This is a genomic window from Serratia sp. SM04 (genome assembly GCF_040280225.1).
Lineage (GTDB): Bacteria > Pseudomonadota > Gammaproteobacteria > Enterobacterales > Enterobacteriaceae > Serratia > Serratia sarumanii.
In genome coordinates this window covers 16,758-27,964 of sequence record NZ_JBEOQT010000011.1, presented here as the reverse complement: position 1 = coordinate 27,964, position 11,207 = coordinate 16,758, and the positions used below count along the sequence as shown (strand labels likewise).

Annotated in this window: 15 protein-coding genes and 2 pseudogenes; 9 read left to right on the top strand and 8 right to left on the bottom strand. The window is 55.6% G+C overall.

What is annotated here, in order from left to right; all coding sequences use genetic code 11:
* The 6 genes from ABTW55_RS14055 to ABTW55_RS14030 form a co-directional block, all read right to left on the bottom strand.
* Positions 1–649, bottom strand: a 649-nt coding sequence (locus ABTW55_RS14055; RefSeq protein WP_350429267.1) for a VirB3 family type IV secretion system protein, incomplete at its 3' end; no start/stop codon positions are given.
* Between the two features lie 12 nt (positions 650–661).
* On the bottom strand, positions 662–967 hold the full coding sequence (locus ABTW55_RS14050) for a TrbC/VirB2 family protein (RefSeq protein ID WP_012457109.1): 306 nt from the start codon (positions 965–967) through the stop codon (positions 662–664).
* A complete protein-coding gene (locus ABTW55_RS14045) occupies positions 964–1,674 on the bottom strand; it encodes a lytic transglycosylase domain-containing protein (RefSeq protein WP_004178175.1) in 711 nt (236 codons plus the stop codon). Before ABTW55_RS14045 ends, ABTW55_RS14050 begins: the two co-directional genes overlap by 4 nt.
* Positions 1,675–1,791: 117 nt before the next feature.
* Positions 1,792–2,010 (bottom strand): hypothetical protein, encoded by a 219-nt coding sequence (locus ABTW55_RS14040; protein WP_004178172.1) that lies wholly within the window; start codon positions 2,008–2,010, stop codon positions 1,792–1,794.
* A gap of 4 nt (positions 2,011–2,014) precedes the next feature.
* Entirely contained in the window at positions 2,015–2,230 is a 216-nt protein-coding gene (locus ABTW55_RS14035; protein ID WP_004178170.1) for a hypothetical protein, read from the bottom strand.
* Between the two features lie 71 nt (positions 2,231–2,301).
* Positions 2,302–2,757: a transcription termination/antitermination NusG family protein gene (locus ABTW55_RS14030; protein ID WP_009309974.1), complete on the bottom strand. Its 456-nt coding sequence runs from the start codon at positions 2,755–2,757 to the stop codon at positions 2,302–2,304.
* A gap of 250 nt (positions 2,758–3,007) precedes the next feature.
* Between ABTW55_RS14030 and ABTW55_RS14025 the strand changes: the two genes are divergently transcribed.
* A complete protein-coding gene (locus ABTW55_RS14025) occupies positions 3,008–3,367 on the top strand; it encodes a helix-turn-helix transcriptional regulator (protein WP_034950652.1) in 360 nt (119 codons plus the stop codon).
* Positions 3,368–3,826: 459 nt separating this feature from the next.
* Positions 3,827–4,528, top strand: coding sequence for a RepA family replication protein (locus ABTW55_RS14020; RefSeq protein WP_255212247.1), 702 nt, complete (start codon positions 3,827–3,829; stop codon positions 4,526–4,528).
* Between the two features lie 1,012 nt (positions 4,529–5,540).
* On the opposite strand, the pseudogene ABTW55_RS14015 reads toward ABTW55_RS14020, so the two are convergent.
* Positions 5,541–7,274: pseudogene (locus ABTW55_RS14015) on the bottom strand (Tn3-like element ISPa38 family transposase); the annotation flags it as partial.
* A 158-nt stretch (positions 7,275–7,432) separates the two neighbouring features.
* Here ABTW55_RS14015 and ABTW55_RS14010 point away from each other — a divergent pair.
* The 7 genes from ABTW55_RS14010 to ABTW55_RS13980 all read left to right on the top strand — a co-directional run bounded on the left by ABTW55_RS14010 (position 7,433) and on the right by ABTW55_RS13980 (position 10,464).
* Positions 7,433–7,723 (top strand): nucleotidyltransferase family protein, encoded by a 291-nt coding sequence (locus ABTW55_RS14010; protein WP_001247892.1) that lies wholly within the window; start codon positions 7,433–7,435, stop codon positions 7,721–7,723.
* Complete coding sequence (locus ABTW55_RS14005) at positions 7,720–8,121, top strand: DUF86 domain-containing protein (RefSeq protein ID WP_001293886.1); 402 nt, start codon at positions 7,720–7,722, stop codon at positions 8,119–8,121. The genes ABTW55_RS14010 and ABTW55_RS14005 overlap by 4 nt, the downstream gene beginning before the upstream one ends.
* Complete coding sequence (locus ABTW55_RS14000; protein WP_000215515.1) at positions 8,111–8,467, top strand: cupin domain-containing protein; 357 nt, start codon at positions 8,111–8,113, stop codon at positions 8,465–8,467. The genes ABTW55_RS14005 and ABTW55_RS14000 overlap by 11 nt, the downstream gene beginning before the upstream one ends.
* Before the next feature lie 254 nt (positions 8,468–8,721).
* Positions 8,722–9,048 (top strand): hypothetical protein, encoded by a 327-nt coding sequence (locus tag ABTW55_RS13995; protein WP_003100858.1) that lies wholly within the window; start codon positions 8,722–8,724, stop codon positions 9,046–9,048.
* Positions 9,045–9,545, top strand: a complete 501-nt coding sequence (locus tag ABTW55_RS13990; RefSeq protein ID WP_003100856.1) for a hypothetical protein — start codon at positions 9,045–9,047, stop codon at positions 9,543–9,545. The genes ABTW55_RS13995 and ABTW55_RS13990 overlap by 4 nt, the downstream gene beginning before the upstream one ends.
* Positions 9,542–9,913, top strand: a complete 372-nt coding sequence (locus ABTW55_RS13985) for a hypothetical protein (RefSeq protein ID WP_003100853.1) — start codon at positions 9,542–9,544, stop codon at positions 9,911–9,913. Before ABTW55_RS13990 ends, ABTW55_RS13985 begins: the two co-directional genes overlap by 4 nt.
* The gene (locus tag ABTW55_RS13980) at positions 9,907–10,464 is read left to right on the top strand and encodes a recombinase family protein (protein WP_003100847.1); all 558 of its coding nucleotides are present in this window, start codon (positions 9,907–9,909) and stop codon (positions 10,462–10,464) included. The genes ABTW55_RS13985 and ABTW55_RS13980 overlap by 7 nt, the downstream gene beginning before the upstream one ends.
* Positions 10,465–10,496: 32 nt before the next feature.
* Here the strand turns inward: ABTW55_RS13980 and ABTW55_RS13975 are convergent.
* Positions 10,497–11,048, bottom strand: a pseudogene (locus ABTW55_RS13975) (helix-turn-helix domain-containing protein); the annotation flags it as partial.
* Between the last annotated feature and the right edge of the window lie 159 nt (positions 11,049–11,207).

The window sequence follows — 11,207 nt, the reverse complement described above, 5'->3', positions numbered from 1 at the left end:
TCAGGAACAGGCGGTTGCGCCGGAACAGACCGACAGAAGCGTAGTAAAGACGGCTAACTTCATCTGCATACGGGTTGCCGGAATCTTTATGAAGATTGTCGGTAAACGTATTGCGGTCGTTATGGATATAGAAAGTAACGGGCATACCTTCGAATGAGCGGATTAGCCCGTGTAACTGGTTCGTCCCGAACTGGAGCGATTCGTCAGACTCGCAGTCGAACGGCGTTCCCATCAATTCCCAGGTGCAGTACAGATCGCTCTTAGGGGAACGAACCACATGCTGATGAATGTGCGATGAGTACGGGATGTACTTCTTGATGGTGGCACACTGATTTAGTTTCATGGCGTCGAGAAACTCCTTGATATCAACATCATCATGCTCAACGGGCATAAATGTTGTTGCGCCAAATAAACGGTTCGCTACCGGCTTTCCCTTCGCTCTCAGCCATACGGCAATCAGATTGAACCGCATCGGTTCATTTCTGGTAAGGGACTTCATCACCAGAAATTGCACAGGAAGTAAGAACAGGAGAGCGACGGAAGTCCAGATAGCAACGATGATGGTTACACCCGTGACAGCCAGCAGGGGCACCATTGGCACCCCCCACAGCGCCGCCGGGCGTTTCATTGCCTTGAGCAGCTTTGCCATATATTCAGCCTCTTAGCTCATCAGCAGAGCGCCGATTTCACTGCCTCCGCCAATTAAAATGCCGCCAATGATGATGTAGCCGCACTGCGACAGGCTCTCGCCTTTCCACAGGGTCTTATAGCCAATCCAGATCACGGCCACGGTGATCGTGATAGCCGCCAGACCATGCAGCCCGCTGGATACCTTCTCCATGATGGTATTTGCCCGGCTAAAACCATCAGCGAACGCCGGACTGGCAGCAAAAACGCTCATGGCCGGAGCCAGAACATAAGCAGATGCACGGCTGATTAATTCCTTTACCTTACTGAAAAGTTTCATTTTTCTTCCTCTTTCGTTGTTACATCGCGATTTCCGCGCACAACCTGCGCGGGGTAATAGACGGTGGCCGCCTTTTTCTGGCGGAGTTGAGCCGGAACGCCGCGAACGATCGCCCCCGGCCACACCACGCGCGGGCGCGTCGGCGCGTCCACAGGCGTAGCTTTCAGGGTGGCCGCTGGGGTTGCGATATCATCGCGGGTGCCGGGAACGGCATAGCGGGTATCCGCCGGGGAGTAGCCAATCCGCTGTACATAGCTCGTCTTTGAAAAAGCGGGTTCCTGCTGTTGTCCGGTACTGAAATTGCCGGAGTAGTAGCAGCTCAACGCCCTTTTCAGGGTGCCGCCCCGCTGGTAGCAGTCGGTGATGATTTTTTCATAGACGGAAAGATTGATGCAGGGATTGAAAAGGTCAGTAGCGGTGACGCCGTAACGCTTAAAATTGGTGCTGGTTATCTGCATCAGGCCAACAGAGTAGCGGCGACCTTTCGCCTCAATCTGATTGGTGATGCTGACTGCATCCTCCTTACTTTTTGGCATGTGAGTAATAAAGCCTTTATCGCCGGGTTTTCGTTCGGGCTTAGGCACGATCTCAGCGATGGCATAGGGGTTGTAACCGGACTCCACTCTTGCCACATCGAGGGATGTAGAAGGGTGAACGGTGGCGGCACACTGCATAGCCACCGCCAGAAAAGCAGTGGTGGAAAGCATAGCAACCTCAGAACAGAAAAATGGTGATCAGCCAGATGATGAACAGAACGAACAACCAGCCTGCGAACGCAAGCCAGGCATTGGTATTGTCTTGATTCATTGTGCTGTCTCCCTGTTTTAACTCACAGGAGCAGCCTGCGGCGCTGCGTCATCTTTAGGTTCGAGGAGTACCAGCTTGCCGGAAACGGAAATACCGGGCGTGATCATGATGTTCAGCCCCGGCTTGCCGTTGTGTGCGAAGGCCGCACCGACTTTCGTCCAGTACGTATTTTTTTCGCCGTTCTCGTCGGGCTGGGTTTCCTGCGTGACGTACACGTTATAGGTGGGTTTTCTCATTGCATTACTCCTTTTGTTTCTCTGCGAGTAGCTGCCGGAGCAGCTCGGTACGGGCTTGCTCACCAAATTCATCCATCAGGAACTGGAGAAAGGTGCTTGGCCGGATATTTGATTCAGACAGGTAGCTGATTTCACGGGCTTGCTTTGCTAACTCCTGATAGCGCTTTTGCCCGATGTAAATAACAGCCGTGCTTGATTTGCCTGGTACGCTTTTCGGCATGAGGTAAAAACTCCTATGAAAAAAGCACCGCAGCTTATGAAGCCTGCGGTGCAAGGGAGGTCAGATTGTGGTTAGTGGTATTGGTTCTGGAGTAGTTTTGAAAAGGCTACCTGGCGTTGGAGCGGAGACCTTATCAGAGAGAGTTCTTGAATTTTTGCCAGCAAGTCCGGGGCAATATTTCGACACTCGATAGCATCTTCATCAGGATTGAGCGCCATCAGACGGGCGCATTCAATCGCTGTTATCACTGATTTGGGGACGGTGCAGGGTGTTGAACCGAAGCTGACAAAACCATGCGCGCCCGGAATTGATGTGATAGTCGATGTATGCGTTATGTTGACGTCAAAGCAGAGGAAAAGATAATTAGGAAACAGCACCTTCTCTTCCTGACGTACCGCCCGGCAATCCTTACGTGGCGTTACTTTGATATAGCGGGGGCAAAACACCTCGACATCCAGTCCCTCGACTCTTCGGGTGATGCGTTCAACATCCTGATTGTTGCAGTATAAAACGTACCATTCATACATAAGATCCTCCCTAATGGGCACAAGCCCCCATTTTCCGCCGTCCTAAGTTGGCGGAACTTAGAGCGCGTACTCATAGATTAACTGTATAAATTTACACCTGGTATTTTATACAGCCACTTCGGGGTGTCAACATCAAGAACTGCTAATGATAATAACATTAAATCATTCAAAATCAACCATCACTCAATATCACAACATTTGAGTGATTTGTGACTTGTAAGATGAGCCTTCCCAAAAGGGGGGGGTAAATATGGTGCCTAAGCGATTAAAAGAAGCCCGGAAAGCAGTAGGTCTATCTCAAGAAAAATTATCAGAATTGATTGGAATTGAAGGGGTTAGCACTCGTTCCCGTCTATCAAGTTATGAGATAGGTCGAACCGAGCCGCCCTTTAGCTTGGTGCAGAAGATTGCAGATGTTTTGGGATATCCAGAGTATTATTTTTATACAGTGAATGATGTCACTGCAAAAATATTGCTGGAAATGCACAAGAATGGAAAACAGCCAACAAACGGAAGCATTGCTGACGAGGCGCGAAAAATGGCGGAACAACTTGATGACGCACGAAAACTGGTCGCCCAGCTTACAGAATGCCTGAAACATCGCCCGTAACCCTGCCGCGCTTCGCTTGTCCAACCCCTGATTTCTACACAAAAAATTTGCGTAAAAATCAGGGGTTACGTGTTTTAAATAGATAGGGTAACGATGGGAGGATGATCTATATTTATAGTCTCAATGTTATTGAGATTCATACAACTTTATGATTTTTGGTAATAAAATAGAGTGGTTTTTTGCGGGATCTTTGGCGAGATAATTGATCCTAATGTAACGTCGTGGTAATTTACCGACGTTTACAGTATTCATGCGGGTGGGACGTTCCCGGTAATAGCGTCCAGGGATGGGGTGAAGCGAAAGCTCAACCCCTGAATGCAAAAACCCCCTGAAATCTGCTTCAACTTGGCGGGAGAGACAGAGATCAGGGGGTCCAAAAGCAGGCGCTGGCCTGTGAAGGATTATAGCAAATGCATAACCTAACACAACCCCTCAGACTCGCCATAAGTGCGGGCGGGTGTGACTGATAAGAGTCTCTCTCTCAAATCGTCCGTATCACCTACGGGCGTCGCAAAGCAAAGCCCCTGTTATAACGTTGCCTCGCGCAAGCGTCGCCGGTTCCTCAATCGGTGGATTAAGTCGCTGGCGACCGAAGCCGGGCGTATCAAAATCAAAAACGAACTTCGGCGCCGCATCCGGCACAACAAGTATTGGGTCAATGAAGCGAACAAGTTCGGGCTTGAGGCTCTTTGCGAGCTGATGTTGGCCATCCTTGACGATCTGGATTTAAGGGACTGGCAAACCATACATAACCTTGAAACGCTGGCCGAACGTGCCGGACTTGCGACGCGCAGTGATGCGGGTCACAAGTCTATTTCACGTGCCAGCCGGGGATGTGATCGCCTCTCCTGGCTCAATGCCATTATCTCAGAAAAAGCCCCCTTCAATCCTTATGATGCCCGTTGCGCCTGCAAGCACATCGAGGTTACAGAGGATTTCTTTGCCATTCTCGGCGTTCCGCTGAAACAGGTCTACCGGGAACGCGCCAGGCTACTTAAGGCCGACCCGAATGAAATCATATCCTCCGGGGATGTCCGGTTAATCGCTATCAAGGTTGAGAACTGGACGCGTAAAGCCGCTGCCGGGTTAGCCAGGATGAAAGCGAAGCGTGAAGTAGCTCGCCAGCGTAAACAGGAATACTACTCCCTAACCTTTGCCTGATCCCCGCCTACTACCGCTTTAGCTGGCGGGGATTCTGCACGTCTGCAATAAACCTCAGTACAAAAAACAGCCTTAACGTACAATAATTTCCGAAATCCAAATCATCCCTCCTATCGGAATGACGGATTTTTCGGCGGTTCCGGCGTAGCCCCCCACAACTGCTGTATAGCTTGTGGGTAAGTGATAATGAAGTGCAAACGATATGCCGCAATTACTCTTTTGGTTTATCTTTTAATTACTTACGTAATAAAAGATAAACCAAAAAAATATATATACCTTACTGTTATCCCCTTTAAAAAGTGGATAACCGAACAACATCGGCGCAAGCGCCTCAAAAGTAGCTCCCCACGCTAAAGCGCGGGGCATTTAGATCGGAATCGTGAGAGGGCTAACAGCTCGCCTGTTAGCCGTCGAGGGATTAGACAAATCCGGCCACGCCGGATGCGTCAGCAAATATCGCTGAACGATTTGCTAACACGCTCGTAAGCGGCTCTGACGACCCGCTAACGCGGAGATACGCCCCAACTGCGGCTTCGCCTTGTTGTGACCACTCCGACCGCGCACAGAAGCCTCTGAGCCGCTTTTAGTGGGTATGGCTTTACAGGGTGAAGGGATGGATAGGCGATCCCTTTCGATCCCTCATTGGTATCGGCGGCTAACCCTCAGTGCTACCCGTCATTTCATCCTGCCGCCTTACATGCGCTGACGCGCATAAATCCCCGTTCCTGGGGTCCGCTTGGAAAACGGAAATTTTCCTACGTTAAGCGTTTTGAGCTTAACGAGTGATTTCGTTCCATTGAGCGCGAACCCCTGACCGTAAGGGATGTACGGAACGATCTGACTGTCCGTTAACAGTTTTGCTTACTTTCGTACATGTTATTGGCATGGTGTACGCAATCGTTCGGTTTCGGACACAGAAACGCTGTAGCCCCGCGAACCGAGTGATATCCAATAGCCGATTGGTTAAAAAGTAGTCTTAGCGTAGGTTATTTTCCCTTTTCCAAGCGGACCCCATCTTGACGTGCGGTAGGATCATCGCCGTCTGGTCGATCAGGGCCTGTGCGGTATCGGGCACCGCCGCATCGAGCGGCGTGATCTTCAGGCCCGACTCCGTGATGATGGCGTCCGGCAGCTCGTTGGCCAGCGCCATGCGGTTGACGGTGGCGAGCTGCGTTTCCAGCAGCGTCAGCCGGTCATGCAGGTACTGGTCGCAATCGGTGGCCACGGCCAGCGGCAATTCGCTGGCCTGCTTGAGGCTGGCGAATTTCGCGGGCGGCACCAGGTAGTCCTCGAAGTCCTTGAACTGGCGCGAGCCTTGCACCCAGATGTCGCCGGAGCGCAGCGCGTTCTTCAGCTCCGACAGCGCGCACAGTTCGTAGTAGCGCCGGTCGATGCCGGTGTCGGTCATCACCAGCTTCTGCCAGCGCGGCTTGATGAACTCGGTCGGCGCGTCGGTGGGCACCTTGCGGGCGTTGTCGCTGTTCATGCTGCGCAGCACCTCGATGGCGTCGAGTACGTCCTTGGCGGCGGGCGCGGCCCGCAACTTGAGCACGTCGAGAAATTCCGGCGCGTAGCGGCGCAGCGTGGCGTAGCTCTCGCCGATGCGGTGCAGGAAATCGAAGTCCTCGGGTTGCGCGAGCCGCTGCGCTTCGGTGACGCTCTCGGCGAAAGCATCCCAGGACATGACGGCCTCGATGGCGGCGAACGGATCGCGGCCCGCTTGCTTGGCCTCGATCAGCGCCTGGCCGATGCGCCCGAACAGCCGCACCTTGGCATTGATCGCCTTGCCGGATGCCTGGAACTGCTGCTGATGCTTGTTCTTGGCGGCATTGAACAGCTTGCCCAGGATGCGGTCATGCAGGTCGATGATTTCGTCGGTGACGGTGGCCATGCCCTCGATGGCGAGCGCCACCAGGGTCGCGTAACGCCGCTGCGGCTCGAACTTCGCCAGGTCGGCGGGCGTCATCTGGCCGCCCTCGCGGGCGATCTTGAGCAGCCGGTTCTGGTGAACCAGCCGCTCGATGCCGGAGGGCAGGTCGAGCGCCTGCCACGCCTTGAGGCGTTCGATGTGTTCCAGCATGTGCCGCGAGTTCGGTTTGACCGGGGATTGCCGCAGCCAGGCCAGCCACGTCGTCTTGCCGTTGTCGCGGCGCTTGAGCAGATCGTCGAGGCGACGGCGATGCACGTCCGTCAGCGGCTCAGCCAAGGCGTCGTAGAGACGCCGGTTGGCGCGGGTAATCGCTTCGGCGCTCGCCCGCTCGACGGCGTTGAGGGCGGGCACAATGACCGACTGCCGCCGCAGGTGCTCGATCAAGGCTCTGGCCAGCACGATGCCCTTGTCGGTTTGCATGGCCAGCTCGGTCAGCAACTGGACAGCCTGCCGGTAGTGGCCAATCGTGAACGGCTGGAAGCCGAACACCGTTTGCAGCTCGACCAGGTGCTCGCGTCGGGTCTGCTCACGCTGCCCGTACTCGTCCCAGCTTTCGATGCCGACCTTGAGCTGGTTGGCGACCAGTCTCAGCAATGGCGGGAACGGTGGCTCATCAGCGCCAAGGATGACGCCGGGAAAGCGCAGGTAGCAGAGCTGCACCGCGAAGCCCAGCCGATTGGCCGGGCCGCGCCGCTGCCGGATGATGGAGAGGTCGCTTTCGCTGAACGTGTAGTGACGGATCAACTCATCCTTGGTGTCCGGCAACGCCAGCAGGCTTTCGCGCTCGGCGGCGGAGAGGATCGAACGGCGGGGCATGCGGTTTCCTTCTTCTTGAAAACGTAGGTTTGTGACAAGCCCGCCAAGGCAACCGGCGCGGCACGGGAATCAAGGCATTGCGATTCTCGAAAATAGTTCTTGAAATTCTATTCTTGATTGCATATCATCTCAACGAGTTTCGATAAGAAAGGATGCGCATGCGACCGTCTGTTGTGCTTGACATGAAGCGAAGCGCAGTGCGTGAAGCGGTAGGCCGCTTTCGCGCCGCGAACCCGCGCGTCTTCGGCTCGGTGCTGCATGGCACCGACCGGGATGGCAGCGACCTCGACCTGTTGGTCGATGCGCTGCCCGGTGCCACGTTGTTGGACTTGGGCGATTTGGAAGAAGAACTGAAATCGCTGCTCGGCGTTGACGTCGATCTGCTGACTCCCGGCGACCTGCCGCCGAAGTTCCGGGCCAAGGTGCTCGCGGAGGCGCAACCGATATGAGCGAGAACCGCCTGCCCGATTACCTCGACCACATTCAGCAGGCCGCAACCGATGCGCGCAGCTTCGTGGAAGGGATGGCCAAGGACGACTTCTTGGCCGACAAGCGCACCCAGCAGGCCGTCATCATGAGCCTGATCGTCATCGGCGAGGCGGCCACAAAGGTGATGGATGGCTACGTCGAGTTCACCCAGGCGCATGCCGACGTGCCGTGGCGCAGCATGCGCAATATGCGTAATCGCATGGCTCACGGCTATTTCGACATCAACCTCGATGTGGTGTGGGAGACGGTACAGGAATGGCTGCCGGCGTTGCTCCAGCAATTGCCCGCCGTGCGTCAGGATGCCGACGATGAAGACCGTAACGACAACTGTGAAAGAGGGATCTCCGATGACTGTTGAATCGAGAATATTTTCTGTAGCCGAGTATGTTCAGCCGTCCGAAGGCGAGCCTATTCGTTCCGTTGTGCTTGAAACCCGAGACTCAATTATCGTGGTTTGGCATGTCCATCCCGGGCAGGAAATTGCGGCTCACATTCATCCTCACGGCCAAGACACGTGGACTGTTTTGTCGGGAATGGCTGATTACTTTCAGGGCAATGGGATTGTTCGTGCCCTCAGGGAAGGTGAGATAGCCGTGGCAAGACCGGGCCAAGTGCACGGGGCGCGAAATACAGGTACCGAGCCATTTGTGTTAGTCTCGGTTGTGGCATCAGCCAATGCCGGTTTCGTATTGGCTGAGCGATAGAGCCCAATCTCTGGAGTTGGTCCAATGAGCGGTCGGGGAGATAGGTAACAGACATGCAGCGGACACGGCTGCTAAACCAGGTCGCAAACCTCCTTGCGTCGCAGCGTGCCGCAAGCGACGCGATCAATCGAATGGGGTCGGCATGAGACTGAACACCATCCAGTTCCCGACCGCGTAGCCGCCTGTCCTGCCGATCAGGTCTTGACCATCGACGCCTGGGATCAGTCCTGAATGTTCTTGGAGACCACTACGTTATGAGCCGCAGCCGCCGCAAAACACCCATCGTCGGGCACACGACCTGCGGCAGCGAGCGCGAGGACAAGAAGCTCTGGCATCAGCGCTGGCGCACCCGTGAGCGCACGGCGCTGACCAGCGCGTCGCCCGAAGCCCTGAGCGCCCATCTGCCCCTGCTGGAAAACCAGGCCAGCAGCGTCTGGTCGATGGGCAAGGATGGCCGCTCCTACTGGCCCGTCAAGCGCCAGGCCGCCACGGCGGATCGCATCGCCAATCACAAGGGACGCAACCCGCAAGAACGCGCCTCCCTGAAAAAGCGCCTGCTGCGCAAGTGGATGAGCAAATGAAGCTCTCCTTCCATCAGCACATTGCGCTGTTCTGGATGATCGGTGCTCCGGGCGTCTTCGCGCCCGTGATCGAGAACGCCAAGCGGCCCGATGCCGGCGCCGTCATGGCGTGGGGTGTCGCGATCGTGGCGGTGATGATCCTCTTCACCCCTTTGCTGCTGCGCTGTCCACCATTCCGGCGCTGGTATGGCCGGACGGATGCGCTGTCGGAGCGGCAGCGCCAGGCGCTTGCCGAGCGCGGCCTGCGCCGCTACTACCAGACCGCTTTCGATGACGGCTACGTGCCCCGCGTGATGCCCTACGTGTGGCGCATCATCTGGACGGTCGGCGGGTTGATGGCTGTGACCGCCGTACTGCCTACCAACACCGGACGGCCAGCCTTCGATGCCTTGGTGGTCTTCTCGACCTGGTATCCGATAGGCGTGATGCTGCTGGTTTTCGCGTCGAGGCCCCTTGGCCGGTTGATTCGCCAAAGAGCACAGGAGCGGCGGAAATGAGCACGTCAACCATCGAGGCGCTGGCCAGCGCCTGGGCAAGGATTGCCGAGGAAGCGGAATTCCCCGCTGACTACGAGGGGACTGCCACACCACAAGCGCATCGGGCTAGCGAAGCTATTCAGGAGCAGATTCGGGAGCGCATCGTCGCCACCAACGACATGCGGCTGTTCAGCCTGCTGCACCTGCTGGGTCAGGCGTCGCTGCGCATGGAGCAAGCGCTGTGGCCGGAGGATTACGAGCGGATGACGCGCGAGGTTGAGGAAGCCCTGCGGCAAGCCACCGACGCCAACGCCAGATCGTACACCCACGAAGAAGTGATGCAGGCGATGCAGGAACGCATCGACCGGGCGCGAGACAAGCCATGTTGATTGGCTATGCGCGCGTCTCGACGCAGGATCAGAACCTGGAGCTGCAACGCGAAGCCTTGAGCAAGGCCGGATGTAAAAAGGTCTTCGAGGACAAGGTGAGTGGCACGCGGGCAGACCGGCCTGGCTTGGCCAAGACGCTCGAAATGCTGCGCGAAGGCGATACTTTGGTCGTCTGGAAGCTCGACCGGCTGGGCCGGTCGGTCAAGCAACTGGTCGATCTGGTCGGCGATCTGCACAAGCACGGTGTCCAGTTCAGGAGCCTCACCGACTCCATCGACACCGGCACACCATCCGGGCGGTTCTTCTTCCACGTCATGGCGAGCCTTGCCGAAATGGAGCGCGAGCTGACCGTCGAGCGCACCCGCGCCGGGCTGGAAGTCGCCAAGCAGCTCGGCCGCAAAGGCGGCCGCAAGCCGAAGATGACCGACAGCAAGATCGAGTCGGCCAAGAAGCTGCTGGCCAGCGGGGTGCCGCCCAAGGACGTGGCCAAGAACCTCGGCGTGTCCATTCCGACGCTGTACCGCTGGGTGCCAGCCTCCACGCACGCTTAGCGTGCTTTATTTTCCGTTTTCTGAGACGACCCCATGTAGTCAAAAGCTGATTCGGTTTCACCGAAACGAAGATGCATTATGCGGCCGGTGGCATCATCGACAAACACCAGAAGACAGCATTTAGGAGCGCGTCCTTCAAACCAGTCGTGAGGTGAGCCATCTATCTGTACTAACTCACCAAGGCAGTCACGGCGATAACGGGGCTGATATACACGTGGTTTACGGCGTGAGTATGGAACCCACAATCCGTCAGCAATCATCTAGTTACGCAACGTTTCGACGGATACTGAAATATCGTGTCGTTCACTGAGTTTTTCTGCGGCGAGAGTTGGTCCAAAATCACTGTATTTTTCGCGCAACAGCGCCAGAACCCGCAATTTAAGCGATTCTGGAATCCGGTGATTACCTGGTTGGCCACGGCGAAGGCTGGCTAATCCTGAAACGCCAGACTCACGATAACGATTCATCAGGCGCTGAACCTGTCGTTCGGTGAGGTTAAGTTGATGGGCTGCATCACGGCGACGCATGCGTTTATCGATAACTGCCTGAATAACGTTGATTCGGTTTAGCTCTTTATCTGACATGGTCACAAGCATCCTGATGTCTCCACGGCAACAAGGTTCAATCCTTTATGCCAGAAAAAGTGACATCTCTAAATGGGTAGAAAGTGACATTAGAATATGGGAGCTACAAATTTGGTTCGCCAAATGCCTTTTATGTTAAATAGAAGTGTTTCTATACAA